Genomic DNA, 25,102 nt, shown 5'->3' on the forward strand with positions numbered 1-25,102 from the left:
GTCACCCATAAGCAGGGACTTGCGCCCACCCCTCGTGATGTCCGCTGATCAGGCCGTTTTCACCACTTCAACCCCCGTTCACACGATGCGGTCGGCGAGGTCCTTCGGCGCGTCGTGCGAGGTAACGATGTGAGCGCATGGCCATCTACGCCAAGGAGGTTCCACCATGCGCAGCATCATCCGACTGGTCGCCGCGGGTGCGCTCTCGCTGCCCCTGATCATCGGCGCGGCGGGCATCGCGTCCGCCGACGTCGAGTTCGACCAGGGCAACGTGTCCGCCACCGCGGACGGTGCCACCGTCCACGAGCAAGCGGCGGGCGCGGACGACTACGGCAACACGTACTTCTACGAGGTCTACGAGGTGGCCGGGCCGTACGGCGCGGGTGTGTTCGGGCAGGCGGCGTTCACGTGGGACGGCAACGCCGCTTACTTCGACGGGTACGCCTGGTCCGGTCAGGAAGGTGCTTACACCGGCTACACCGCCGCCGAGGCCGAAGCGCCCGACTACTACGAGGACGACGACGATTACGGCGACGACTACGACGACGACTACGACGACCACGGCGACGACTACGACGACGCCTACGACGACTGATGCCTGACGGGGTGGGGCGGCACCGCGTCGTCCGCCCCACCCGTCCGGCAAGCTCACCCGAGTTCGAGCACCCGCCGCACGAAGCCCACCACGTCCGCGAGCACTTCGGCCGAGTTGGTCTCGTTGAACACCTCGTGCCGCGCACCGGGGTAGACGCGTTCCTCGAACAGCAAGCCGCGCAACCGGTCCGTGCCGGTGCGCGTGTCGGCCAAGGGCACCAACTCGTCCGCGCCGCCGTGCAGCCACAGCGTCGGCAGGTGCTCCAACGCCGGCCCGTAGTTCACCTCGTCCAGCGCGCGCTCCAGCGCCTCCAAGGTTTCCCTCTTGTACGGGCCGTGCCACACCAACGGATCCGCCGCGTACTGCTTGCCCACCTCCGGGTCGCGCGAGAGCAACGCGGGGTCCAGCGGCTCACCGGCGTCCTGCGACCCGAGCCGGTCCAGCCCTTCCCACGTGCCGAGCACCGGCGCGGACAACACCAACGCCGCCAGCGGATGCGACTGCGCGTACCAGGCCGCGACCAAGCCGCCCTCGCCGTGCCCGACGAGGACCGTGGGCAGGTCGGACGCCGCCGAGCTGACCGCCGCGGCCACGTCCCGCACCACGCCGCCGAAGTCGGCGATCACCGCGCGTTCCCCTTCGGACCGCCCGTGCCCGACGTGGTCCGCGGCCACCACCAACGCGCCCGCCTCCACCAACGCCTCCGCGACGTGCCCGTATCTGCCGCTGTGCTCGCCGTAGCCGTGCACGATCACGGCGAGCCACCGGGCATCGAGGTTGGGCCAGGTGCGGACCGCGAGTTCACCGGCGTGGCCGGGGACGTTGGACTCGATCACCTAAGCAGCGTAGAACGCGCTGATCTCGATCTTCCCGCCGCCGCACACGGGCCCCAGCCCCCACTGCAGGTTCATGGGCTCGGTCTCGTCGGGCGGAATGGCCGCCGCCCGCGCCGCCTCCGCCTGGCAGGGCCGGTCCACCGGCTCGTCCCCGGTGGGCACCACCGTCCAGTGCAGGTTCGCCGCCGCCGCCGTCCCGGGCGCGAGGACCAGGGGCGCGGGCCCCGGATCGGGCGTGCGCTGGAGATCGGTCGGCAACGGGTTGCCCGCCGCGTCCAGCAGTTGGAGCCCGCTGTACCCGTTGAGCGTGCACGGCCCGGCCCCGTTGTTCGTCACGACCAACTTCCCGTACCGGTTCCCCGCCCCGGCCTCGGTCGACTCCACGGCCCCCGCCAACACGGCCGCCGTGCACCGGTGCGCCACCGGCGCGTCACCGCTCCCGACCGCCGCCCCGGACGTCACGGGCACCGACGACGGCGGTACCGACGCGGACTCGGACGACGTCCCGACCACGATGGTCGACTGATCGGCCGCCTGCTGGGGACTCCCACATGCCACAACCGCGACCGCGAGAGCGCCGAACGCCACGAGTCGCCTCATGTCCACCTCCTGGCTGGGAAACCGCCTCCTATCAGTGAGGACGTACCCAACCGCCGAAGGGTTGGGTGGATCGGCGAGGAATTCACCGGATCGGGCGCACCCCCGAAACCGACCCACCCACAACGGACCCGGAACCAGCCCACCGAGGCCCGATTTGACATGGGTTCGGGTGCTTTAGGCAGGTCGAAGCCGGCAGGCCCGGCGGGACGCTCTTCCCCGCCGGGCCTGCCGGCTTTGGCCTGCCTGGAGTGCCCGTACGGGCCCCATGTCAAATCGAGCCGGCCTCAACGACAGAGCCGCCCGGGCTCGCCCCCGAGCCGCCCGGACTAGACCGCCGAGCCGTCGACCTCTTCCACCCAACCACCGGCCACCACCGGCAACCCCGCCACCGCCGCCTTCCACAGGTACGTCCAACAAACCTGCCCGTCGTCCAACGTCACCCGCACCCGCCGGTACTCGTCACCCTCGTACTCGTCCAACGCGGGCAACGCCTCCTCCGGCCTCTCCACCCGCAACACGTACCCGGGCACCGCAGCGCCACCCCCGGGCCGCAACCCCGGATACCCCCGCCCGGTGTCGTGCAACGTCCCGCTCAACGACGCCCGCACGGGTTCGCCGACCACGAACGGCTCCACGACGCGCCAAGCCCGCATCCCCGGCTGCAACGTCCCGTACACGAACACCCGATCGGGCCAGTCGTCCGGCGAGGGGTCGCCGTGCACCGGCGTCACGTCCAACCCGTCCCCGTCCGCCGGCCTGCCCCCGAGCCGTCGGGCGTGCCGCTGCTCCACCTCGGCGCACCGCACGGGCCGCCCGTTGACCAGCAACGGCATCCGCCGGGTCCCGGCACCGGTGTAGGCGAGCACCGAGTCCACCACGCCACCGTTGAACAACGTCACCCGGCCGGTGTGCACCCGCACCAACCGGTACCGCAGCCCCCGACCCTCGCACCGGTCGAGCACCCGCAGCTGCTCCGCGGTGGCGAACCACACCGCGTGCTCCTCCTCGACGCCCGGCGCGGCGGCGAGGGTCGCCGGCCGCTGCCCGTCGGTCTTGCGCAACCCGGCGGCCCAGACCGCCGACAACCCCTCGCACCTGGCCCGCAGCACGACCGCCGGGCCGGTCAACCCCAGTTCTTCCCGCAACCACGTGACCTTGGCGGGGTTCGCGTTCGACCCGTAGGCCAGCACCGGCATCCGGCCCGCCAACGGCGGTTCGCCGTGCTGGGCGAGCCAGTCGTCGAGGTCCTGCCCGTCGGGGGCGACCCGCCATCCGGAATCGGCACCGGGATCGGGCGTGACCGGCCAGCCGGCCCCGTCCAGGTGCACGAAGCAGTGTCCCGGCCGAGCTCCCGGATAGGGCTCGGCCGGGTGACTATCGTCCGTGAAGGGCTGCGTCATGGCTCCCATTCTGGCAAATCACCCCCAAAATTCACCGCTTGTTGGTTTCTCTTGGCACGAAAACCTCCGAGCACTCCACCCTCATCACCCGCCCAACCTCCCTCGTCGCCTCGCAAACCGTGTACACATCGGAGGAATAAACGTGACCTGTCACACGTTCTCGACGCGTCGAGCGTCGTACTCCTCCTGTGCTGCCAGGAAGTTCGGCAGGTTCTCCTCGATCCAGCCGAACAACTGGCTGATCTGCTCCGCCGCACGGGTGCCCAGCGGCGTGAGGGAGTAGTCCACCCGCGGCGGGATCACGGGGTGCACCTCGCGCCGCACCAACCCGTCCCGCTCCAGCGACTGCAACGTCTGGGCGAGCATCTTCTCGCTCACCCCGCTCACCGCCCGCCGCAGCTCGCTGAACCTCTTCGTGCCGTCCAGGAGCTTGCCCAGCACCAGGCTGCCCCACTGCCCGGTGGCGTGGTTCGCGATCACCCGCGTCGGGCAGTTCCGGTCGTACACATCACCTCGCTGCACCATGGCGGCCACCGTACCTGCACGCTTTCCATCCCGTAAGTACCTGACGAACAGGTAGGTACTTACGAATAGTTAGCGACTTGCCTACCGTTGCCCGCATGACGACCTTGATCACCGGCGCGACCGGGCACCTCGGCTCCGCGATCCTCAAGCACACCCTCACCCGCGTCCCCGCCGACCGGCTCGCCGTCTCCGTCCGCGACCCGGAGAAGGCCGCGGGGCTGGGCGTCGAGGTCCGCCGAGGCGACTTCGACGGCCCCCTCGCCGACACGTTCGCCGGCGTCGGGACGCTGCTGCTCGTCTCGGTCGACGGCCCGGACGAGATCCGCGTCCAACGGCACCTCAACGCCATCCGCGCCGCCGCCGACGCGGGCGTGCGGCACATCGTCTACACGTCGGTCACCGACGCGGACACCTCGCCGCTCTCGCTCGCCCGCGTCCACAAGGCGACCGAGGAGGCGATCCGGGCCACCGGCATCCCGTTCACCTTCCTCCGCAACGGGATGTACCACGAGAACTACCTCCCGCACGGCCCCGGCCCGATCGTCAGCGCCACCGGTGACGGCCGCATCGCCAGCGCGTCGCGCGACGACCTGGCCCTCGCCGCCGCCGTCGTGCTGAGCACCCCCGGCCACGAGAACGCCGTCTACGAGCTGACCGGCCCGCGCGCGTGGAGCTTCGACGAGCTGGCCGCACTCGCCGGCACGACCCACGAGAAGGTCACCCAGGCCGACCGCGTCGCCGGCCTGAAGGGCTTCGGCCTGCCGGACTTCCTCGCCGAGCTGCTCGCCGACATCGAGGTCAACATCGGCCGTGGCGCGCTCGCCGAGGTCCGACCCGACCTGGAGAAGCTGATCGGCCGCGCGCCGACCACCATCGAGGACGCCGTCGGGGCCTGACCCCCGACCGGCTCACCCCTCGGCCGACAACGCCGCGTCGATCTCCCGGTGCGCCTCGGGGTGCTCCTCCCACCACTTGGCGTAGCCGGGGTTGCGGGGGAGCACCGCGCGGTACGCCCGAGCCGCCGCGGCGAACACGTCGTGGGCCCGCCCGGCGGCGGGCCCCTCCCGGCGGGTGGCCAGCATCAGGTCCACCATCAGCGGCGCGCCGCGCAGCGGCCGGATCACGATCCCGTCCCCGCCGCGCGACTGGGGCAGCGCGAACGACACCGCCCCGTTGGCGACCAGGCTGCGCGCGGTGCTCGCCTCGTTCACGTGGTGGGTGAACCGGGGCGTGAAGCCCGCCGCCGCGCACACCGAGAAGATCTGCAACCGGTTGCCGACGAACTCGTCCGGCGGCGTGACCCAGTCGCGGTCGGCCAGTCGGGCGAGGTCCACCTCCTCCTGCGCGCCCAGCGGGTCGGTCTCCGGCAGCGCCACGAACTGCGGCTCGCTCACCAGCCGGCGCAGCTCCAGCCCGCGCAGCTCGCGCCGTTCCAGCCCTTCGAACCGGTCCAGCACGCCCAACTGCACCTGCCCCGACACCAGCAGCTCCAGCAGGTCCGAGGCCCCGCGCATGATCTCGGTGCGGACCTCCGAACAGGGGATGACCCGGCGCAGCTCCTCCACGAAGTGCCCGAAGAACAACGTCGGCACGCCTCCCACGAGCAACGGCCCGGGCCTGCCCGCCCGCGTCCGCTCCCGGGCCAGCGAGACGAGCTGCCCGACCTCGTCGAGCACCAGCCGGGCCGTGCCGACGACTTGTTTGCCCAGCTCGGTGGGCTGGGAACCGCCGGGGGTGCGGTCGAACAGGCGGCCGCCGACGATCCGCTCGACGGTCCGGAGCTGGGCGCTCATCGCGGGTTGCGTGAGGCCCAGGCGCGAGGCGGCCTTGGTGAGGCTGCCTTCTTCGGCTATCGCGCACACCGCGCGCAGGTGGCGTAGCTCAAGCTCGGGCATAACGCTCTTCTATCCCCCTTTCGTATGAGCCGCCAGCCCTGCGCCCGGTCATAGTTGGCGAAGTCCCGTCGAGCCGAGGAGATGGAGATGCAGATGCGCCGCGCGAGCCAGATCTACTAGCCGGGTGTCGCCCGCCAGTCGGGCGTTGACCGTCCCCGTCCCCGCACCACGTCCCCAATGACGTGGTCGAGCGATCGCGGCGCACCGTTTACGCGGGCGGAGCGCCGGGAGAACGCCGGGACGGGTGACGGGCGGAGGGGGTGCGAGGCGGACGTCCCCACCCCGTTCGGGGCCGCCGGTCGTCATTGCGGAGTGCACGACCGGCGGTCCCGCCGCGTTCTGGGTAGCGTCGGCCCATGTCTGTTGTGAACAGCCCGGTCGACTGGGTCAACGAGCACATCCGCAAGTACGTCGAGTCCGGCGGCGCGGAAGGGCACGAGTGGCAGCCCGGGGTGTTCACGCTCCTGCTGACCACGATCGGCCGCAAGTCCGGCAAGCCGCGCCGGACCGCGTTGATCTACCAGCCCTACGGCGACGCCTACGTGGTCGTCGCGTCCTACGGCGGCGCGCCGGAGCACCCCGCCTGGTACCGCAACCTCGAGGCCCGCAACGAGGCCGAGGTGCAGGTCAAGTCGGACGTGTTCCGGGCGACGGCACGCACCGCGACCGGCGAGGAGCGGGCGAAGCTCTGGAAGCTGATGACCGAGGTGTGGCCCGCCTACGACGAGTACACCAAGAAGACCGACCGCGAGATCCCGGTCGTCGTCCTGGAACGCGTTCGGGACTGACGTCGAGGAGGGGCCGGGTCAGCTCCGACCGCCGCCGTCGGGGATCCGCACCGCCGCGCCCGTGACGGTGACCCTCGGGTCCTCGGGCGAGACCGCGATCTCCAACAGGCTGGGCCGGCCCATGTCGACCCCCTGGTGGATGGTGATCGACCTCGGCCCCTCGACCAGCCCGACCGCCCGCAGGTACCCGCCGAACGCCGCCGCCGCGGACCCGGTCGCCGGGTCCTCCACCACACCGCCCACCGGGAACGGGTCACGCGCGTCGAACACGTCCTCGTCCCGCTGGTGCACGAGCTGCGCCGTCACGGCGTCGTTGGCGCGCAGCAGGTCGGCCAGCGCGTCGAAGTCGTAGTCCAGCGCCGCCAACCGCTCCCGCGTGCGCACGGCCAGCACGAGGTGCCGCGACCCGCCGAACGCCCAGTGCACGGGGTAGCGCGGGTCGAGGTCCTCGGCCGACCACCCCAGGGCGCGCAACGCCGCCGCCACGTCGGACTCCGACGCGGGCGTGGACGAGGTCGGCACGCTGGTCAGGCTCGCCCGGCCCGGCGTCGCGGCGATCTCCACCAGCCCCGCCGGCGTGTGGAACCGCAGCGTGCCCGTCCGCTCCAGCGCGACCGCGGACGCCACGGTCGCGTGACCGCAGAACGGAACCTCCACCAGCGGGCTGAAGTACCGGACGTCGAACTCCGAGGCGCCGTCGCGCGGCACGAGGAACGCGGTCTCGGAGTACCCGACCGCGGCGGCGATCTCCAGCATCGACGCCTCGTCCAAGCCGGTAGCGTCGAGCACGACGCCGGCCGGGTTGCCGCCCGCGGGGTCGGTGGTGAAAGCGGAGTAGCGGAGCACGGTCGGTTCAGCCAGGTCGTTCATGTGCCCAGCCTCTCCCACCACCCACCATCGGGTCCAACGATTCCCTCCGATGTGACCGATCGCTATTGTCGATGGGGTGGACACCCGCCTCCTGCGCACCCTCCTGGTGCTCGCCCGCACGGGCAGCTTCACCGCCACCGCGGCCGAGCTGCACCTCGTGCAATCCACGGTGACCAGCCAGGTGAAAGCCCTGGAACGGCACCTGGGCGCGCGTCTGTTCGACCGGCTGCCCAGCGGCGCGCGGCTGACCGAGGCGGGCAGGCAGGCCGTCGAGCACGCCCGCGAGGTGCTGACCGCCGAGCAACGCCTGCGCGACGCGGTGCGCGGCAGCACGGCGGTGGAGGGTGACGTGCGGATAGCCGCCCCCGAGTCGGTGTGCGCCTACCGGCTGCCGCAGCGGATCGCCGACGTGGCCATGCGCTGGCCCGGCATCTCCGTGCACCTCTCGCCGGCGGGCACCCGCCAAGCCCTGGCGGGCGTCCGCAACGGCACCCTGGACCTCGCCCTGGTGCTGGAGGACTCGCTGGTCGCGCCGGGCCTGAAGGTGACCGCCGTCGGCGTGGAGCCGATCGAGCTGGTCTCCGCGCCCGGTGTGGTGCTGGACGAGCGGTACTTCCTGCTGGAGGAGGGCTGCTCCTACTGCGACCGGTTCGTGCGCGAGCTGCCCGCGACGCCGAGCATCACCCGGTTCGGCAGCATCGAGGCCGTGCGCTCCTGCGTGGTGGCGGGCCTGGGCTGGGCCGTCCTGCCGCGCGTCGCGGTCGCCGAGCAGTTGGACGCGGGCACCCTGCAACGGGTCCGCGAACTGCCCGACAGCACCCTGTTCCTGGTCACGGACCCCCGCCGCACACCCTCGGCCGCCGTCCGCGCCGTCGCCGCCGCCCTCGACTGACGCGAACCCACCGCCCACACCCGGCCATCACCCGACCAGTTGCGCCAACATCCCCTCGCAACTGCGCACGACCACCGCCGCCGCCCGCCGCTGCCCGTGGTCCAGCAAGGGGTCCACGGCGTGCTCCCGCCACCGCCCCAGGGTGTCCAGCACGGCGTGCCGCAACTCGCCCTCGGTCGGCTCGTGGTCCATCCCCAACCGCACCACCGGGTTCGTGCCCAGCCCACCGACCAGCCGCGCCGCCTCCGCGTCCAGCTCACCCGGCAACCGGGTGCGCCCGCCCTGCAACGCGGCCAGCAGCCGCAGCTCCCGGAAGTCGTGCGCCGAGGCCAGAATCCGCTCCACCGACGCCGCCAAGCCGACCGAACCGGGCCGCGGCTCGGCGCGCAGCACCACGTCCAGGCCCAGCAACGCGGCCCGCGCCTTGAGCACCTCGCGCCGCTCGGTGAAGTAGACGCCGATCGAGTCGCGCAGCTCGCCCAACCCGCTGCGCTGCACCAACTGCCCGGTCAGCTTCACCTGCGTGTCGAAGCCCTGCCGGATCAACGTGGTGGTCAGCCGCACGCCGAAGATCCCGAACCGGTCGACCAGCCCGCGCCGCACCGCCGGGTCCAGCCGCACCGGGAAGTCCTCGCCCACGAACCGGTCCGCGGACAGCAGGTGCTCGTCCAACTCGGTGCGCGCCAACGACGCCAGCGCGGCCAGCGCGGCGAACTCGTCCGGCCGCACGGTCCGCGCCGCCACCGCGAGCAGCCCGGCCACCGCGACCACGTTCTGGCACAACGGGGTCACGGTGGCCTCGCGCCGGTAGCGGCGGGCGATCTGCTTGGCCGAGGACAGCGCGTCGATCCGGCCGCCGCCGATCTCGTCGGCCCGCGACAGCACCAGCACCGTGTTCACCGGCGCGACCCGTGCCACCGGGTGGTCGTGCGCGGTCTGCAGGAACCTCACGTCCGTGGTGTGCATGTGCCTGGTCAGGTACAGCACCGCGTCGGCCTCGCCGTACACCTGCTCGACCGGCGCGCCCGCCGGCGTGTCGATCAGGGTGAGGTCGCGCAACGACCGGGACGGCCACTGCACGGTCACCCGCTCGGCGTCCGGCGCGTCCACGAACGCCTTGCCGTCACGGCGCAGCACCGGCACCTCGTACTGGCCGACGTGCGCCTTCGGCCGCGGCCCGTCCTGGTACCACGTGGTGGCCCCGGTCGGCGCGAACTCCTCGCCGATCAGCGCGCTGACCACGGTGGACTTGCCCGACCGCGGCGCGCCCGCCACCGCCACCCGCACCGGTTCGCCGAACCTGGCCTGGTGGGAGCGCAGCCACGCGACCGCGCGCGGGCTGTCCCGGTAGACCGACAGGGCGTCCTCCAGCAGCGCCCAGACCTCGTCCTGCACCGCCACTCCCGGCACCACCTCGCCCGAAGGCATCACGCGCTGATCCCCAACGGCGGGGCCTGGCCACCCGCCAGCGCCTGCACGCGCTGGTAGAGGGCCACGAGGTCGTCCAGCTCGCGCTTGGCGTCCCGGTTGCGGCGCTCCCGCTCGGTGTTGTCGTCCTGCACGGCGCGGCGCGCGCTGCGGGCCGACTCCAGCAGCGTCTCCTGCAACTCCTCGGCCAGCGTGGAGAAGTGGTTGCGCAGGCTGCGCTGGATGTGCCGGGCCGCGTCGCGGCAGTCCTTGCCGAACTTGAGGAAGAAGTCGTCCACGTGCCGGGCGGCGGCGGCCTTGGCGGCGGCCTGCCTGCGCCGCAGCCGCTGGTCGCTCTCGTCGAGGATCGACTTGCCGCCGAACAACGCGCCCGCGCCCAGCGAGATCGCGTTGATCAGCGGCATCCCGGCGAGGCTGGTGGCCAGGCCGAACATCAGCACGCCGCCGTAGGAGCCCTTCAACCCGGTGAACGCCTTCTGCACCAGGCTGAACCGCTCGATCACCGGCTTGTCCATCGGCGCGACCCGGTCCAGCACGTCGTCCGGGAAGATCGACTCGGGCAGCAGGTCGTCGCGGGCCACCGGGAAGCTCTTGGCCACCTTCTCCGCGACCCACTCCGAGCGGTCCAGCAGCCAGGCGAAGTTCGTCGTGGCGGCCTCGGTGAGGTTGTCCTCCAGCCACGCCTCGAACCGGTCCCAGCCCAGCGCGGGGTCGGCGGTCTCGAACGTCCTGTCCACCTCGCGCAGGATCTTGCGGGTGCGGTCGCGCAGGTCGTACTCGATGTCGGAGACCAGGTCGGCCATCTCGTCGGCCAGCACGGTCTGCCAGCGCGCGGACCGGCGGCGCAGCTCGTCCACGCGGCGCTGCGCCTCGTTCAGCGCGGCGATCGTGCGCTCCGGGCCCTGCGCGGCGCGGGCCGACAGCTCCTCGCGCACCGGCGCGACGAGCTGCTTGATCGCCGACGCGGCGGCGACCGCGACCGTGCGGCGGGCCAGCTCGTCGGCGGCGGCCACGATGTCGCGCTGCACGCAGGTCAGCAGCTCGGGGAAGCCGGACTCGGCGTTGAGGGCCTTGTCGCCGGTCTTGGCCGCGCGCAGCCGCAGCGCCGCGGACACCGGGATCAGCTTCACGGCCACGCCCGCGCGGGCCAGGTGCGCGCGGTTGCGCTCGACCACCCGCCGCCACTGCGCCGCGATGTCGATCTTGGTGACCACCAGGATCACGTTCGGGCACGACGTCATGACCTGCTTGAGCAGCTCCAGTTCCGACCCGGTCAGCTCGGCCGTGGCGTCGGAGACCATGAGCACGGCGTCGGCCTGGAGCAGCGCGGCGAACGTGCTCGCGGTGTGCGCGGGCCGCAGGTCGCCCACGCCGGGCGTGTCGATCAGCACCAGGCCGGAGTCCAGCAGGGCGCGGGGGATGCCGACCTCGGCGCGCACGAGGTCGCCGCCGTGGAACCGGGTGGCGCTGACCTGGTCGGCGAGCTGGTCGATCGGCACCGGGATGCGCTCGGTGGGTGTGTTCGCGACGGACGCGCCGCGCACGAGCGCGGCCGACGGGGTTTCCGCGTGCTGCACGAAGGTGGGCACGGTGGTCGTGACGTCGTCACCCACCGCGCACACCGGGGCGTTCACCATCGCGTTCACGAGCTGGCTCTTGCCCTGCTTCGGCTCGCCGATCACGAGCACGCGGAGCTTGGGGTCCAGCTGGCGGGCGCGCTTGTCGCGCAACCGTTCGGCCAGGTCGGGCCGGTTGTGCGCAGCGCAAGCCCGGATCGTGTCGTCGAGCACGTCGAGCCAGGGCGCGGACATCACCCGGCAGAGTGTGCCGGTAAAACCCGTCCGGGTGAAAGTCCGGACAGCGGTGAGGGCCGGTCCCGTCCAGCGGACAGGACCGGCCCCCCGGAGGGTGGATCAGTCTCAGAAGAGCAGGTCGTCCACGCCGAGCGAGTCGACGACCGGGAGGTCCAGACCGTCGACCGCGCTGGTGACGTTGCTCACGACACCGCCGACGCCCGCGGTGTCGGCCACGCCCGCGACGGCACCGGTGACGTCGGACAGGGGAGCGACGCCGTGGGTGTCGAAGTCGGCCGAGCCGTGCGCCGAGCCGGACACGCCGAGCGCGTCGCCCAGGCCGGCCACGTTGCCCAGGTCGCCGACGGGCAGCGAGCTGGTGAGGCCACCGGTCACGTTGCCCACCACGCTGTCGAGCGTGTCGAGCGTGCCGAACGCGGTGCTGGTCAGGCCGTCCGCGTCCGGCAGCGCGCCGGTGACCCCACCCGCGGTGGCGTCGGCACCGTCCAGCGTGCCGGTCGCCGTGGCGGTCAGGCCCGCGACCTGACCGGTGGCGGTGTGCAGCGTGCCGTCCAGGGTGTCGGTCACGTCGCCCACCGCGGAGAAGTCGCCCTCGACCGTCAGCTCCGCCGAAGCGGCGCCGTCGAGCAGGTCCCAGCTCGACACGCCCCCGAACAGGGACAGGCCGCTGGCGTCCGCGCTGAGCGTGCCCGCCACGGCGGCCTTGACGTCGCCGGCGCCGGTGGCACCCGACACGGCGAGCTGGTCGGTCACGGCCTTGAGCCGGAAGATCGCACCGGCCTGACCCGCGTCGACCAGGTCGAGCGGCAGGTCCTCGACCAGCGAGCCGTCGAGAGCGGGCAGGCTCCCGGTCGGCACGTAGTCGAGCACCAGCGGGATGACTTCCTGCACGTCCAGGGCGCTGATGTCGCTCAGGCCCGCCCTCGCCAGGGTGCCCTCGGCGTCGGCCTGGAAGTCGGCCAGCGCGGTCGGGTCGCTGAGCAGGTCGAGAACGAAGTCGTGCAGCGTGTTGGGGCTGGAGCCCATGATGGCTATCTCCTGGTCGAGTCAGAACGCGGGCAGCCGGCCCGGCAGGGGTGGGGTCCGGCCTGGTGATCAAGGTAGGAGCGGGGGGACGACCCGCCATCGGGGATTACTCCCAGTAGATGCCGCAACCACTATGGGGTGGTACTCGTTCACTCCCTAGGGGATTAGGGGATCACCTTGTGACCCTCTCGTGACCCGTGTAGGTACTGGCTGTAGTTCGTTCAGGTGAGTGAGGGAGGCTCCGAGTTGCCGTACGTCCTCGGGGTCGACGTGGGCACCACGCGCACCGCCGCGGCCGTGTGCAGGCTGGGTGGCGCGGGGCGCGGCGAACCCGAGGTGGTCGGCCTCGGCGGACCGGGCGGCGGGGTCGCGTCGACGCTGCAGCTCACCCCGGACGGCGCGTTCGCCGTCGGCGAGCCCGGCGACCCGCGCTGGACGGCCACCGGCTTCGGCCGCCGGGTCGGCGACACCGTGCCGTTCGTGCTCGGCCCCGACTCCGGCGGCGAGCGGTGCGCGGCCGAGGAGCTGACCGCGCTCATGGTCATGTGGGTCGCCGACCAGGTCGCGGCCCGGGAAGGCGAACGCCCCCAGCACGTCGTGCTCGCGCACCCCCCTGGCTGGGGCCCGCACGCGAAGGGCTTGGCGCACCGGGCGTTGCGCTCGGTCGGCGTCGAGGCGTCGCTGGTGCCCGAGCCGGTCGCGGCGGCCGAGAACCACGCGTTCACCCGGTCGTTCGCCGGGTCGCTCGGCGTGTTCAGCCTGGGCAGCCACGCGTTCAGCGCCTCCGTCGTGGGCCGCGGGTTCGAGCTGGTGCACGCCGTCGAGGGGGTCGACCAGGCCGCGGGGGTCGACTTCGACGACGCGGTGTTCGACCACGTGCGCACCGCGCTCGGCCGGGAGCTGGCCGACCTGGACCCCGACGACCCCCGCACCCGCGGCCTGCTCGCCCGGCTGCGCCGCGACTGCGAGGCGGCCAAGCGGATGCTGTCCGGCGCGGTGGAGACGTCGATCCCGGTGCACCTGCCGTCCGGGCCCGTCGAGGTGCCGATCACCCGCGCCCGGTTCGAGGACCTGATCCGGCCGCACGTCGAGCAGGCCGTGTCGGTGTTCGAACGGGTCGCGTCCGCCGGGGTGGAGATGACCGTGCTGGTCGGCGGCAGCGCCCGCATCCCCCTGGTCGCCGCGTCCGTGCCCGGCCGGGTGGTGCTGGAGGCCGCGCCCGAGACCTCGGTGGTGAAGGGCGCGGCGCTGGCCGCCCGCAAGCTCGTGGTCGGGCCCGACGCCGAACCCGACCCGATCGAGACGTCGGTCATGGTGGGGGACGACGACCCGCTGCTGAGGTTCCCCGTGGGTGGCCTGGAGGCGTCGCCGGACGCGGAGTTCACCGCGCCGCCGCCCCGGCCGCCCGTCGACATCACCCCGCTCGACCTGCCGGAACGGCGCACGGTGAAGCGCGTCGTGCGCGGGCTCGTGCCGACCGGTGGGCGCCGCGCCCGTGACGACGAGGATGGCCGTTGAGCCCGACCACCACCGCGCGCCCGCTGTTGTCCCAGCAGGTCACGCAGGTCCTGGACGCCATCGCGGCCGGTGCCGTCGTGCGACTCGGGGTGCTCGCGCCCGGCGGGTACGGCAAGACCACCGTGCTGCGGGAGGTCGCGCGGGCGTTCGAGCAGGCGGGCGCGCCGGCCGCCGTCGTGGACGACGCGCACCTGCTGCCCGACACCGAGCTGCTGGCGCTGCGCTCCCGCGTCGAACGCGGGGACGAGAACGTCGTGGTGGCCTACCGCCCGTGGCCGCGGTCGCGTGCGCTGGCGGCGTTGGCCGAGTCGTTGGGCCGGGCCCGGCCCGCGTTGGCGCTGGAGCCGTTCGCCCGGGAGCAGGTGCGGGCCGTGCTGCCGGCGTCCGCGCGGGGCCTGGTGGACTACGTGCACCAGCAGACCGGTGGTGTGCCGCGGTTCGTGCGCAGGCTCGCCGGGCTCACCGCGGCCGAGGTGCCGCCCGAGGTGGTGGCGTCGTTCCGGGCCGACCTGGACTGGCTGGACGCCGACGTGCAGAAGTACCTCCTGGCCGCCGAGGCGGGCGCGGGGCTGCGGCTGGACCTGCTCGGCGGGCTGCTCGGCGTCGACGCCGACGCGGTGGGCGACGTGATCGAGGCGGGCCGGGCCACCGGCCTGGTCGCGGCCGACGGCACGCTGCTGCCCGTGGCACGGCTGGCGGTGGCGGCGCTGAGCCGGACCGACCGGCGGATCGCGGTGCGGCAGCGGCTGGCCGAGCTCCAGCTGCGCTCCGGCGGTCCGGTGCTCGACCTGGTGCGGCCGCTGATCGACGTCGGCGGCGCGGGCCACGAGACCGGGGTGGCCGGGCCGGGGATGGCGCAGGCGTTCCGCGCGGCCGCCGACGAGGCGCTGGCCACCGACCCCGCGCTGGCCGCCCGGCTGCTGGCCGCCATCGGCACGGCCGGTCCCGACGTGGCCGTGCGGCGGGCGGTGGCCTCGGCGATGGCGGGCGACCTCGACGCGGCGATGCGGCTGGCCGACCAGGTGATCTCCAGCGGCGACACCGAGCACCGGGGCGCGGCGGCGGAGGTGGCCGCGATCGCGTTGGCGCACCGCGGCCAGCTCGCCCGCGGCACCGAGCTGCACCGGTGGTCGCCCAGCTCGACCTCGTCGGCGTTCGCGGTGATCGGCCAGGTCGGCACGGGACGGCTGCCGAGCGCGCCGCTGCCCGTCGCGCCGCCGACCATGCTCGACGGCGGCGCTTCGCTGATGGCGCAGGGGGTGGTGGAGTCGGTGACGTCGTCGGCGACCACGGCACTGTCCACTTTGGTGCGCGCGGCGGGGTTGCTCGAACCGGCCGGCCGGGCCGTGCTGCTGCCCGACACGCCCGCCGCGCTGGCCGCGCTGGTGGCGTTGCACAGCGGCGAGCCGGGCATCGCCGAGTCGGTGCTGGACCGGGCGATGGCGACGTCGTCCGGCGGTGCGCTGATGGCGGTGCGGCACCGGTTGCTGCGGGCGTGGATCGCGATGCAGCGCGGCAACCTCGCGCAGGCGCGGGAAGCGCTGGTGGCGCTGCGCAAGACCGGCCGCCCGCTGGAACCGCGGGACTGGCTGTTCGCGGTGGCGCTGGAGATCGGCGTGGCGCGGCGCAACAGCGACCTGGCGACGTTGAAGCGGACCTGGGAGCAGGCGTGCGAGGCGGTGCTGCGCCACCCCGTCGACCTGTTCGCGTTCCTGCCGCTGGGCGAGTTCGCCACCGCCGCGGCACGGCTGCGCGACCAGCACCGGCTCGCGCCGCACCTGACGGCCGCGCGGAACCTGCTGCGGGACTTGGGTGATCCGTGCCTGTGGGCCGTGCCGCTGCACTGGAGCGCGCTGCACGCGGCGATCATCGCCGAGGAGACGTCCGTGGCCGAGGAGCACGCCGCGTCGCTGGCCGCGTGCCGCGACCGGAGCCGGTACGCCGGGATCGTGTCGGCCGCCGCGGAGAGCTGGCTCGACGTGGTGGCGGGCAAGGTGGACGCCGACCAGGTCGAGGAGTCCGCGCGCGGGTTGCAGGCCGTCGGCCAGTGGTGGGACGCGGCACGGCTCGCCGGCCAGGCCGCGATCCGCACGTCCGACCGGCAGGCGATGGTGCGGTTGCTGGACTGCGCGCGGCTGCTCCAGGGCCGCACCGCCGCGACCGCCCGCAAGCAGCCCGAGCCGGTGGCCGAGGCCGACGCGGGCCGGCTCAGCGACCGGGAACGCGAGGTCGCCGAGCTGGTCGTGGGCGGGCTGACCTACAAGCAGGTGGGCGACCGCCTGTTCATCTCGGCCAAGACGGTCGAGCACCACATGGCCCGCATCCGACAGCGGCTGGGCTGCACCAGCCGGGCGGAACTGCTCGACCAGCTCCGCCAGATCGTCGGCTAGACGCCCGGCGCACGTGCCCGCGGGGGCACGTCGGCGGCACCCCGCCAGCGGTCGGGGGTCACCGCACCTCCCACAGCCAGAACTCGATGCCCTGGTTGTCCACGCACTCGCTGGACAGGCCGTAGGGCTGCTGCTCCGGCTCGTTCGCCGTGCCGCCCTGCTCCCGCACCCGCACGATGGCCGCGCGCAGGTCGTCGACGGCGTACATCAGCTTCCAGCCCGCCCGGCGCGACCCGCCACCCAGCCCGGCCATGGGCAGCCCGGTGCCCTCGACGACCCAGCCGCGCTCGACCCGGCCGGGCGTGAACCGCCAGCCGAGCACCTCGCCGTAGAACCGCTTGGCCGCCTCGTCGTCGGGCACGAGGAGCGTGTGGTAACCGACCTCGCCGGGTCCGGGTCGCGCGGGCGGGGCGGTCCGCGCGGCGACCATCCACCGGTAGCCGAACGGGTCGAGCACGGTCGCGCCGTACCCGTGCCCGGTGTCGGCGGCGGGCCGCAGCACGGTCGCGCCGCGGGCCACCGCCGCGCGCACCGCACCGTCCACATCGGGCACCTCGATCCGGTGCATCGGGTGCACCCGGCCCTCGTCGGGCGCGAGGTGGTCGTGCTCGGGCGAGGAGTCGGCGAGCATCAGCACGCTGTCCCCGACGGCGATCTCCACGTGCCCGACCGAGCCGTCCTCCATGACGACGGGCTCACCCCGCCGTCGCGCGCCGAACACCTCGACGTAGAAGTCGACGGCGGCCCGCGCGTCCCGCACGGCCAGGTACGGCACGACGGTCTGGTACTGCTCCCGCACAGCGGTCACGTCCTCTCCTTCCATCAGCACTTCCCGTTCCAGCCGCGCGCGCAACCGGGCGGCGAACCCCGGATCCGGGTCCACCGCCCGGACCGGCAGCCGCAGCGCCTCGAACGCGTCACTCATCGCCGCCTCCCGTCCACGCGCGGCGGAACGCGGCGCGGGCTCGCACCAGCAGGGCCTCGGTCGCGTGCACGGTGCGCCCGAGCAGCCGGGCGACCTCGGGCACCGGCAGGCCGTCGAGGTAGCGCAGGGTCAACGCGCACCGGTGGTGCGCGGCCAGCGACGCGAGCACCTGGCGCGCCTGCATGGCGTCGATCTCGACGTCCCACGGGTCCTGCACGCCCGGCTCGTCGTCGTGCGCCAGCCGCAGGCCGCGTTCCTCCCGCTCCCGCCGCCGCCAGTGGTCGACGAGCTTGTGCCGGGCGATCCCGATCAGCCACGCCGGCCCGACCGGCGCGGCGGACTCGCGCGCCGACCGCACGGCGGCCAGGAACGTCTCCGACGTCAGCTCCTCGGCCACCGCCCGGTCGCCGCACCGGGCCAGCAGGTACCCGTACACCTGCGGCAGCGCCGCGTCGTAGACCTCCAGCAACGCCAGTGCCGGGTCGGGTCGGGCCTTCGGTTGGCTCACACCCCCATCGTCGTCCGGCGGCGGTGTTCTCCGACGGGTGGAATTCTTGCTCGTTCGAGCAACTTACTGCTCACCCGTGCTACATTTTGCTCATGCGAGCAAAGTCGGTGACCGAGCAGGCACGACGGGCGCAGATCGTCGCCGCCGCGATCGAGGTGCTGGCCGAGGTCGGCTACGGGGCGACCTCGTTCAAGCAGATCGCCGCCCGTGCCGGCCTGAGCAGCACCGGCTTGATCTCGTACCACTTCAAGGGCAAGCAGGAGCTGGTGGACTCCGTCTACGCCGAGGTCAGGCGCAAGTTCGCCGAGTTCGTGCTGGAGCGCCTGGACCGCGGCGAGGGGCCGGCGGCGGAGCTGCGCGCGTTCCTGCGCGCCAACCTGCGGTTCCTGCGGGCCCACCGGGCGCACATGGTGGCGTTGGCGCAGGTCCGGCCGCACGTGTCGGCCGCCGACCCGGCCGACGACGACCACCGCGAGATGGCCGACCTGCTGCGGGAGGGGCAGCGGGCGGGCGAGTTCCGCGCGTTCGACGCGGACACCATGGCGATCCTCGTCCTGGCCCTGCGCAACGGCGTGCTGGCCCGGGCGGCCGATCACCCGGAGGTCGACCTCGACCTCTGCGAACGCGAGCTCGTCACCGCGGTGGAGCTCGCCACGACGAAGGAGTGACTCATGCGTCGGGGGACGTGGGCACTGATCACGGCGACCGCACTGGTCGCCACCGCATGCGGGGGGACTGACGTGGGAGAACGGGCGCAGGACACGACACGGGTGGACAACGGCGAGGTGCGTGGCGCCGTGCACGCCGACCACGTCGTCTTCCAAGGCATCCCGTACGCGATGGCGCCGAAGGGCGAGCTGCGCTGGCGCGCGCCGCACCGGCCCGAGGACTGGGAGGGCGTGCGCGACGCGACCAGGCCGGGCAACCCGTGCCCGCAGGTCGGCTCGTCCTACTCGCAGACCAGGGCGACCGACGAGGACTGCCTGGTCCTCAACGTCACCACGCCGTCCACCGAGGGCCGCAGGCCGGTCATGGTCTGGGTGCACGGCGACGGCGCGATCGGCGCGGGCCACCACTTCGACGCCGGCGCGTTGGCCACCCAGGGCGACGTCGTGGTCGTGACGATGAACTACCGGCTGGGCGTGTTCGGCGGCTTCGGCCTGCCCGGTCTCGAGGGCTCCGGCACGTTCGGCCTCCAGGACCAGCGCGAGGCGCTGGAGTGGGTCCGGCGCAACATCGCGGGCTTCGGCGGCGACCCCGGCAACGTCACGCTGTTCGGCGTCTCCTACGGCGCTTCGGCCACGGCCGCGCACCTGGTCTCGCCCGCGTCACGCGGCCTGTTCCACAAGGTGATCATGCACAGCGGGTTCGCGCTGGTCGACCTGCCCGCGGAGGCGTGGTACCCGGGGCTGGGCGCGCTGCCGTGGCTGGCCTGGCGGGACACCGCCGAGATCGAGCAGATCGGCCAAGGGGTCGCCGGCGAGCTGGGCTGCGCGGACCTCGACTGCCTGCGCGCCCTGCCGGTCGAGAAGATCCTCGAACACCAGCAGGTCATGAACATCTTCCAGCCCGTCGGGTACGGCAACGCCGACCTGCCCCGGCTGCCCGCCGACACGTTCGCGGCCGGCGAGATCGCCGACGTGCCCGTGCTGGCGGGCAACGCGCGGCACGAGCACCGGGGCATCGTGGAGCTCTTCCGCGGGCCGGTCGCGGCCGAGGACTACCCGCGCCTGCTCGCGGCGGCGTTCGGCGAGCGCGCGGCCGAGGTGGAGCGGGAGTACCCGTTGAGCGCGTTCGAGAGCCCGAACCGGGCGTGGGCCGCGGTGCTGACCGACCGGGTGTGGGCGCGGGCGACGCACCGGCAGCACGAGCTGCTGTCCGCGCGCACGCCGACGTTCGCGTTCGAGTTCGCCGACCCGGCGGCCTCCGAGCACGGGCCGAGCCACGGCACGGACGTCGGCTACCTGTTCCCCGACCGGGAGCCGACCGGTGCGCAGCGGGAGCTGTCGGACGCGATGATCCGGTACTGGACCGCGTTCGCCCGCACCGGCGACCCGAACGCCGAGGGCCTGCCGCGCTGGCCCGCGTTCGGCGAGGACGGGCACGTGCAGTCGCTCGCACCGGGTGCGATCACCGGCGTGGACTACCGGGCCGAGCACCGGCTCGACTTCTGGGCCGACCGGTGACACCGGGCCGGGGGCCGGCCCGAGCCGCCGGCCCCCGGCCCGCCGTCGCGCGGTGTCAGTCGCGCCTGCCCGCGTGCAGCAGCACCAGGCCGAGCGCGGCGACGACGAAGTTCTGGAACGCGGCCGACAACCCGTTCCACTCCTTCGACTGCCACATCAGGAACCACTCGCCCCCGATCGCGATGAACCCGCCGCCGAACAGCAGCACCTGCATCACCCAGCCCGTGGACGACAACCGGCGCGCCACCTCCTCGCGCCGCCGCAGCCAGGCCACCAGCCCGGCCACCAGCACCAGCGCGGTGACCGCCTCCCACAGGATGATCAGCACGTAGACCGCGGTCACCGCGGCCGGGCTGGTGATCGCGCGCCACGACGTGTTCGGCGAGCCGAACGTCGTGTCCATCGCGAGCACGTGTTGGACGAACGCGTGGTTGGTGTCGTAGTCGGTGACGTTGCCCAACACCACGAGACCCATGTAGAGCGCGGTGATCCCGGTCAGCGCGGTGACCGCCGCCCGCAGGCTCCCCACCCAGGCAAGTAAGCGCATGACCTGTAGAACGTAGTCGCGATCCACCGGAAGTCCATGAGCGGTTTTCCCCTCGGCCGGCACCGCGACGGGGGCCGAACCGCAGGTCGGCGGTGGTGCTCCACCCCAGGGTGATCGACCGCGCCGCGGTGCGGTCCCCGGCCACCGGGAGGTTCGGGGTCACGGGCAGGGCGGCTCGTAGTCCAGCTGCGGCAAGTGCTCGCGCCACCGCTCCTCCGGCAGCACGCCCTTGGTCTTGGCGCAGATCCGGTCGATCACGTGGTCCAGGTCGAGGTCCCACATCCGGACCGTGCTGTCGGAGCTGGTCGAGGCGAGCGTGCGCCCGTCCGGGCTGAACGCGAGGTCGCGCAGCCCGCCCTCGTGCCCGGTCAGCACCTGGCCGATCGCGGTGGGCCGCCGCAGGTCGTGCACGTCCCACTGCCGGATGGTGCGGTCCTCGCCGCCGCTGGCCAGCGTGCGGCCGTCGGGGCTGAACGCCACCGTCACCGCCGCCTCCACGTGCCCGGTCAGCGCCGAGCCGATCGGCTGGACCCGGTTGGGCACGGTCAGGTCCCACAGCCGGATCGTGCCGTCGTCACCGGCGGTGGCGAGGGTGCGGCCGTCCGGGCTGATGTCGCCCGCGCGCACCGCGCCGGTGTGCCCGGTCAGCGGGTGCCCGATCGGCCGCGCGATGGCCGGGTCGGTGACGTCCCACAGCCGCACGGTCTGGTCCGCGCTCGCGGTGACCAGCGTCTTGCCGTCCGGGGTGAACCCGGCGTAGTGCACGTACCGGTCGTGGCCGACGAGCCCGGTCCCGAGCGCCTTGGGCCGCTCCCGGTCGCTGATGTCCCACAGCTGCACGGAGTTGTCGTCTGCGCCGGTGACCAGGACGTCGCCGTCAGGCCGGAACGCCACCGGCGAGGTGTAGCGGGTGCCCACCTCGATCGGCTCGCCCAGCCGCCGGGGCGCGTGCGGGTCGGTGAGGTCCCACAGCCGCACGAACTTGTCGCTCACGCTGGCCAGCGTCCGGCCGTCCGCGCTCAGCGCGAGGTCCCACACGCCCGCGCCGTGCGAGACGACGGCGGTCGACTCCGGGGCGGCCGGGTCGGAGGTGTCCCACACCCGGACCGTGTCGTCCTCGCTGGCGGAGACCAGGTGGTGGCCGTCGGGGGTGAAGCGGGGGCCGATGGTGCGCGCCGAGTGCCCGACCAGCACGTTGCCCGGCAGCGACCACAGCCGCACCACCGAGTCGTGGCTGCCGGTGGCCAGGCTGCGGCCGTCCGGGCTGAACGACACCGCGTACACGATGCCGTTGCGCCCGGTCAGCGGCCGGCCCAGCGGCACGGCGTGCGCCGGCTCGGTGATGTTCCACAGCCGCGTGGTGCCGTCCGCGCCGGCGGCGGCGAGCAGCCGGCCGTTCGGGCTGAACGCCACCGACCACACGCCCTCGGTGTGGTCGGTCAGCGGGCGGCCGACGGGTCGCGGCGACGCCGGGTCGGTCACGTCCCACAGCCGCACGCTGTGGTCCTCGCTGCCGCCCGCGAGCAGGCGGCTGTCCGGGCTGAACGCCAACGAGTGCACGGTGTGGTCGAACCCGGTGATCGGCTCGCCGAGCGGCTTGGGGTCGCGCGGGTCGCGCACGTCGAACACCACCACGGTCCGGTCGTCGCCGCCGGTGGCCAGCAGCGCGCCGTCCGGGCTGAACGCGACCGCCCGCACCTGCCCGGTGTGCCGCCCGAGCGGCTCGCCCAGCCGTCGCGGCGCGGCCGGGTCGCTCACGTCCCACAGCCGTGCCGTGTGGTCGCCGTTGGCGGTGACCAGCGTCCGCGAGTCCGGGGTGAACGCCACCAGGTAGACCGTGCCGTTGTCCCCGCGCAACGGTTCGCCGAGGGAGCGCGGGCGTTCCGGGTCGCTGACGTCCCACAACCGCACGGTCGCGTCGTCGCCCGCCGTGGCCAGGGTCTCGCCGTCCGGGCTGAACACGGCCGAGGTGACCCAGCTGCGGTGGCCGGGCAGCGGCGAGCCGAGCGGCTTGGGGTTGTCCGGCTCGCGCAGGTCCCACAGCCGCACGGTCTGGTCGAAGCTCGCGGTGGCCAGGAACCGGCCGTCCGGCGAGTAGGACGTCAGGTAGACCGGGCCGGTGTGGCCGACCATCGGGATCGCCAGCGGCGTGGTCTGCGTGGACAGCAACCTGGTCTGCACGTCCCGGTCGTCGGGCCGCATCCGGTGCGCGACCAGCGCCAGCTCCGCCGCCAGCGACGGGTCGGACTCCTGCACCCGGTCCGCCTCCGCGACCACCTGCCGGAACACCGCGTCGTCACGCTGCCGCACGGCCAGCACGGCGGCGGTGGCGGCGATGAGCGCGAGGACCACCACGCACGCCACGGCCGCGCGCCTGCCCCACGCGGCCCGCCTGCGGTACTGCATCGACACCGCGAGGAAGTCCTGGGCGGTGCCGGTCAGCCCCTCCGGGCCGGCCGCGTCCGCCCAGTGCCGCGCGGTCTCCAGCCGCGCGCCCCGGTAGAGCAGCGACGCGTCCCGGTCCTGCGCGGCCCACGTGGCCGCGTCCTCCTCCAGCCGCTGCCGCAGCAGCTGGCCCTCCCGGTCCTGGTCGATCCAGCTGCGCAGCCGGGGCCACGCCTGCAACAACGCCTCGTGGGTGATCTCCACCGAGCCCGCGTCGAGCGTGACCAGGCGGGCCCGCGCCAGCACCTCCAGCGCCTCCTCGCCCGCGGCCCGGTCCGCGGCCTGGTCGACCAGCTCGTGCCTGGTCGAGCGGCGCCGGGTGTCCTGGGTGTCCTCCCCGACGCGCACCAGCCGCAGCAGCAACGGCCGCGCGGCCTGCTGTGCCTCCGGCGCGAGGTCGGCCCACGCCCGTTCCGCGGTGGCCGCGACCGCGCCCTGGATGCCGCCCGCCGAGCGGTAGCCCGCGATGGTCAGCTTGCCCGCCTGCCTGCGCTGCCAGGTGGCCAGCAGGGCGTGCGAGAGCAGCGGCAACGCGCCCGCGTCGTACGCGCCCTGACCGGCCCGGGCCTGCGCCCGCCCGCTGCGCACGCCCAGGTCGCGCAGCATCAGCTCGATCAGCCCCGGCTCCAGTTGCAGGCCCGCCGCCTTCGCGGGCCGCGACACCGCCTCCCGCAGCTCCGCCGACGTCATCGGGCCCAGCACCATCTGCCGGTCCTGCAACGCGTCGGCCAGCTCCGGGAACGCCAGGCAGCGGCCGTAGAAGTCGGCCCGCACGCCCACCAGCACCACCGCGGGCGCCGTGCCGCCGGGCACCGCGGGCGTGCACGCCACGTGCAGCGCCTGCACGAACACCTGCACCCGGCTCTCGTCCGAGCACAGCGTGAACGCCTCCTCGAACTGGTCGACCACGACCACCACGCGGTCACCGCCGTGCCGCCGCGCGTACGCGGCGAAGGCCGCCCGGATCTGCGCGGCGAACCGCAGCACGCCCAGCAGCGTCTGCCCGAGGAACGTGTCCGGGCCGTGCCCGGAGGCCACCAGGTCCTGGTCCATCCCGTCCAGGGCCAGCGCCATGTCCAGGATGTCGGCCAATTCCGGGACCTGCCGGACCAATTCCTTCACCGGGTCCGCGCCCGGCGTGATGACGACCGCCGGCCAATTCGTCGAGCCGGGCAGCCCCAACGCGCCGTCGCGAATGGACGGAATGACGCCGGCGCGCACCAACGACGATTTACCCGCGCCCGACGCACCGACCAGCATCACGATTCCGCCGGTTTCCGCGGCACTGCCCAATCGGGACACCAACGCGGCCGTGCTGCGCTCCCGGCCGAAGAACCAACTGGAATCCTCCGGCTGGAACGCGGCCAATCCCCGGTAGGGGCACACGCCGATCTCGTCCGAGCTCGGCGGGTCCTCGTCCTCGGGCGAGGACGCCGGGCTCGCCAGCGCCTCCTCCCACAGCGCGCGCCACGCGTCGAGGTCGTACAACCCGGCCGCCGGCGGCTGCGGGCGCGACTTCCTGGCCTCACCGATCAAAATTTCAAGCACTACCGAGAGTGCCGAGAACCGGGCCGGCACGTTGCGCCCGCGCCGCCAGTCGCTGACCCGCTGCGCGGTGGCCCGGACCGGCCTGCCACGCTCGTCGGTCAGCCGCGCGCGGCTGACCGACTCGGTCACCTTCTTCAGCGGCGGATCACCCGCCTCGGCGTAGAGCAGCGCGAAGCGCTCCGCGAACACGGCGCGGGGACCCGAGCCCTGACCGGAACCAGCCATCCGCGGCGTGCCTCCTACAGATCGGTGCAGTTCCGGACCGGAAAACCGGGAGAGCGCGCGTGAACAGGTCGTTTGCCGACCGGTGCGGCCCTTCTCGGTCCACCCTAACGACTTGCGCTGACAAGCTGGTCCGGACGTTGC

22 protein-coding genes are annotated in these 25,102 nt (G+C 73.5%); 9 read left to right on the top strand and 13 right to left on the bottom strand.

Going from position 1 to position 25,102, the window contains the following annotated elements:
• The first annotated feature begins 166 nt into the window (after positions 1 to 166).
• Positions 167 to 595: a hypothetical protein gene (locus tag LZG04_RS05510; protein WP_233813811.1), complete on the top strand. Its 429-nt coding sequence runs from the start codon at positions 167 to 169 to the stop codon at positions 593 to 595.
• A gap of 53 nt (positions 596 to 648) precedes the next feature.
• Here LZG04_RS05510 and LZG04_RS05515 read toward each other — a convergent pair whose 3' ends face one another.
• Both LZG04_RS05515 and LZG04_RS05520 read right to left on the bottom strand, forming a co-directional pair.
• Positions 649 to 1,431: an alpha/beta fold hydrolase gene (locus tag LZG04_RS05515; protein ID WP_233813813.1), complete on the bottom strand. Its 783-nt coding sequence runs from the start codon at positions 1,429 to 1,431 to the stop codon at positions 649 to 651.
• A complete protein-coding gene (locus tag LZG04_RS05520) occupies positions 1,432 to 1,830 on the bottom strand; it encodes a DUF4232 domain-containing protein (protein WP_233814412.1) in 399 nt (132 codons plus the stop codon). It lies immediately after the preceding gene.
• Between LZG04_RS05520 and LZG04_RS42345 the strand changes: the two genes are divergently transcribed.
• On the top strand, positions 1,739 to 1,957 hold the full coding sequence (locus LZG04_RS42345) for a hypothetical protein (protein WP_233814432.1): 219 nt from the start codon (positions 1,739 to 1,741) through the stop codon (positions 1,955 to 1,957). The two genes, LZG04_RS05520 and LZG04_RS42345, sit on opposite strands and share 92 nt — an antisense overlap.
• Positions 1,958 to 2,357: 400 nt before the next feature.
• On the opposite strand, the gene LZG04_RS42350 is transcribed toward LZG04_RS42345, so the two are convergent.
• Complete coding sequence (locus LZG04_RS42350; RefSeq protein WP_308198966.1) at positions 2,358 to 3,359, bottom strand: gamma-glutamylcyclotransferase; 1,002 nt, start codon at positions 3,357 to 3,359, stop codon at positions 2,358 to 2,360.
• 222 nt (positions 3,360 to 3,581) lie between these two features.
• Entirely contained in the window at positions 3,582 to 3,956 is a 375-nt protein-coding gene (locus LZG04_RS05545; RefSeq protein WP_233813815.1) for a helix-turn-helix domain-containing protein, read from the bottom strand.
• A 95-nt stretch (positions 3,957 to 4,051) separates the two neighbouring features.
• Between LZG04_RS05545 and LZG04_RS05550 the strand changes: the two genes are divergently transcribed.
• A complete protein-coding gene (locus LZG04_RS05550; RefSeq protein ID WP_233813817.1) occupies positions 4,052 to 4,852 on the top strand; it encodes an SDR family oxidoreductase in 801 nt (266 codons plus the stop codon).
• Between the two features lie 12 nt (positions 4,853 to 4,864).
• Here LZG04_RS05550 and LZG04_RS05555 read toward each other — a convergent pair whose 3' ends face one another.
• Positions 4,865 to 5,851 (bottom strand): LysR family transcriptional regulator, encoded by a 987-nt coding sequence (locus LZG04_RS05555; protein WP_233813820.1) that lies wholly within the window; start codon positions 5,849 to 5,851, stop codon positions 4,865 to 4,867.
• A 356-nt stretch (positions 5,852 to 6,207) separates the two neighbouring features.
• On the opposite strand from LZG04_RS05555, the gene LZG04_RS05560 reads away from it, so the two are divergent.
• Positions 6,208 to 6,639, top strand: coding sequence for a nitroreductase family deazaflavin-dependent oxidoreductase (locus tag LZG04_RS05560; protein ID WP_233813822.1), 432 nt, complete (start codon positions 6,208 to 6,210; stop codon positions 6,637 to 6,639).
• Between the two features lie 18 nt (positions 6,640 to 6,657).
• On the opposite strand, the gene LZG04_RS05565 is transcribed toward LZG04_RS05560, so the two are convergent.
• Positions 6,658 to 7,509: a PhzF family phenazine biosynthesis protein gene (locus LZG04_RS05565; protein ID WP_233813825.1), complete on the bottom strand. Its 852-nt coding sequence runs from the start codon at positions 7,507 to 7,509 to the stop codon at positions 6,658 to 6,660.
• A gap of 76 nt (positions 7,510 to 7,585) precedes the next feature.
• Here LZG04_RS05565 and LZG04_RS05570 point away from each other — a divergent pair, with 76 nt between their 5' ends.
• Complete coding sequence (locus LZG04_RS05570; protein WP_233813827.1) at positions 7,586 to 8,401, top strand: LysR family transcriptional regulator; 816 nt, start codon at positions 7,586 to 7,588, stop codon at positions 8,399 to 8,401.
• A 27-nt stretch (positions 8,402 to 8,428) separates the two neighbouring features.
• On the opposite strand, the gene LZG04_RS05575 is transcribed toward LZG04_RS05570, so the two are convergent.
• The 3 genes from LZG04_RS05575 to LZG04_RS05585 form a co-directional block, all read right to left on the bottom strand.
• Positions 8,429 to 9,829 carry a hypothetical protein gene (locus LZG04_RS05575; RefSeq protein ID WP_233813829.1) on the bottom strand — a complete coding sequence of 467 codons (1,401 nt, stop codon included), beginning with the start codon at positions 9,827 to 9,829 and terminating at the stop codon, positions 8,429 to 8,431.
• On the bottom strand, positions 9,829 to 11,640 hold the full coding sequence (locus LZG04_RS05580) for a dynamin family protein (RefSeq protein WP_233813831.1): 1,812 nt from the start codon (positions 11,638 to 11,640) through the stop codon (positions 9,829 to 9,831). The genes LZG04_RS05575 and LZG04_RS05580 overlap by 1 nt, the downstream gene beginning before the upstream one ends.
• A gap of 108 nt (positions 11,641 to 11,748) precedes the next feature.
• Positions 11,749 to 12,669, bottom strand: coding sequence for an IniB N-terminal domain-containing protein (locus tag LZG04_RS05585; RefSeq protein ID WP_233813833.1), 921 nt, complete (start codon positions 12,667 to 12,669; stop codon positions 11,749 to 11,751).
• Between the two features lie 225 nt (positions 12,670 to 12,894).
• On the opposite strand from LZG04_RS05585, the gene LZG04_RS05590 reads away from it, so the two are divergent.
• Both LZG04_RS05590 and LZG04_RS05595 read left to right on the top strand, forming a co-directional pair.
• A complete protein-coding gene (locus tag LZG04_RS05590) occupies positions 12,895 to 14,187 on the top strand; it encodes an Hsp70 family protein (RefSeq protein ID WP_233813835.1) in 1,293 nt (430 codons plus the stop codon).
• On the top strand, positions 14,184 to 16,577 hold the full coding sequence (locus tag LZG04_RS05595; protein ID WP_233813837.1) for a LuxR family transcriptional regulator: 2,394 nt from the start codon (positions 14,184 to 14,186) through the stop codon (positions 16,575 to 16,577). The genes LZG04_RS05590 and LZG04_RS05595 overlap by 4 nt, the downstream gene beginning before the upstream one ends.
• 58 nt (positions 16,578 to 16,635) lie before the next feature.
• On the opposite strand, the gene LZG04_RS05600 is transcribed toward LZG04_RS05595, so the two are convergent.
• Both LZG04_RS05600 and LZG04_RS05605 read right to left on the bottom strand, forming a co-directional pair.
• Positions 16,636 to 17,502, bottom strand: a complete 867-nt coding sequence (locus LZG04_RS05600; protein WP_233813839.1) for a VOC family protein — start codon at positions 17,500 to 17,502, stop codon at positions 16,636 to 16,638.
• Positions 17,495 to 18,010: an RNA polymerase sigma factor gene (locus LZG04_RS05605; RefSeq protein WP_233813841.1), complete on the bottom strand. Its 516-nt coding sequence runs from the start codon at positions 18,008 to 18,010 to the stop codon at positions 17,495 to 17,497. The genes LZG04_RS05600 and LZG04_RS05605 overlap by 8 nt, the downstream gene beginning before the upstream one ends.
• 92 nt (positions 18,011 to 18,102) lie before the next feature.
• Between LZG04_RS05605 and LZG04_RS05610 the strand changes: the two genes are divergently transcribed.
• A complete protein-coding gene (locus LZG04_RS05610; protein ID WP_233813843.1) occupies positions 18,103 to 18,678 on the top strand; it encodes a TetR/AcrR family transcriptional regulator in 576 nt (191 codons plus the stop codon).
• 72 nt (positions 18,679 to 18,750) lie between these two features.
• Complete coding sequence (locus LZG04_RS05615; protein ID WP_233813845.1) at positions 18,751 to 20,196, top strand: carboxylesterase/lipase family protein; 1,446 nt, start codon at positions 18,751 to 18,753, stop codon at positions 20,194 to 20,196.
• A 55-nt stretch (positions 20,197 to 20,251) separates the two neighbouring features.
• Here the strand turns inward: LZG04_RS05615 and LZG04_RS05620 are convergent, their stop codons facing one another.
• On the bottom strand, positions 20,252 to 20,743 hold the full coding sequence (locus LZG04_RS05620; protein WP_233813848.1) for a DUF2165 domain-containing protein: 492 nt from the start codon (positions 20,741 to 20,743) through the stop codon (positions 20,252 to 20,254).
• 159 nt (positions 20,744 to 20,902) lie between these two features.
• Entirely contained in the window at positions 20,903 to 24,961 is a 4,059-nt protein-coding gene (locus LZG04_RS05625) for an AAA family ATPase (protein ID WP_233813850.1), read from the bottom strand.
• Positions 24,962 to 25,102 lie beyond the last annotated feature (141 nt).

Origin of the sequence: Saccharothrix sp. S26, assembly GCF_021390395.1 — a bacterium.
Lineage (GTDB): Bacteria > Actinomycetota > Actinomycetes > Mycobacteriales > Pseudonocardiaceae > Actinosynnema.

What these genes read in the sequence shown, in the direction of transcription:
- LZG04_RS05510 (WP_233813811.1), top strand. Translation starts at nt 167, where the DNA reads ATGCGCAGCATCATCCGACTGGTCGCCGCGGGTGCGCTCTCGCTGCCC.
- LZG04_RS05545 (WP_233813815.1), bottom strand. Translation starts at nt 3,956, where the DNA reads ATGGTGCAGCGAGGTGATGTGTACGACCGGAACTGCCCGACGCGGGTG.
- LZG04_RS05550 (WP_233813817.1), top strand. Translation starts at nt 4,052, where the DNA reads ATGACGACCTTGATCACCGGCGCGACCGGGCACCTCGGCTCCGCGATC.
- LZG04_RS05555 (WP_233813820.1), bottom strand. Translation starts at nt 5,851, where the DNA reads ATGCCCGAGCTTGAGCTACGCCACCTGCGCGCGGTGTGCGCGATAGCC.
- LZG04_RS05560 (WP_233813822.1), top strand. Translation starts at nt 6,208, where the DNA reads ATGTCTGTTGTGAACAGCCCGGTCGACTGGGTCAACGAGCACATCCGC.
- LZG04_RS05565 (WP_233813825.1), bottom strand. Translation starts at nt 7,509, where the DNA reads ATGAACGACCTGGCTGAACCGACCGTGCTCCGCTACTCCGCTTTCACC.
- LZG04_RS05575 (WP_233813829.1), bottom strand. Translation starts at nt 9,829, where the DNA reads ATGCCTTCGGGCGAGGTGGTGCCGGGAGTGGCGGTGCAGGACGAGGTC.
- LZG04_RS05580 (WP_233813831.1), bottom strand. Translation starts at nt 11,640, where the DNA reads ATGTCCGCGCCCTGGCTCGACGTGCTCGACGACACGATCCGGGCTTGC.
- LZG04_RS05585 (WP_233813833.1), bottom strand. Translation starts at nt 12,669, where the DNA reads ATGGGCTCCAGCCCCAACACGCTGCACGACTTCGTTCTCGACCTGCTC.
- LZG04_RS05600 (WP_233813839.1), bottom strand. Translation starts at nt 17,502, where the DNA reads ATGAGTGACGCGTTCGAGGCGCTGCGGCTGCCGGTCCGGGCGGTGGAC.
- LZG04_RS05610 (WP_233813843.1), top strand. Translation starts at nt 18,103, where the DNA reads ATGCGAGCAAAGTCGGTGACCGAGCAGGCACGACGGGCGCAGATCGTC.
- LZG04_RS05620 (WP_233813848.1), bottom strand. Translation starts at nt 20,743, where the DNA reads ATGCGCTTACTTGCCTGGGTGGGGAGCCTGCGGGCGGCGGTCACCGCG.
- LZG04_RS05625 (WP_233813850.1), bottom strand. Translation starts at nt 24,961, where the DNA reads ATGGCTGGTTCCGGTCAGGGCTCGGGTCCCCGCGCCGTGTTCGCGGAG.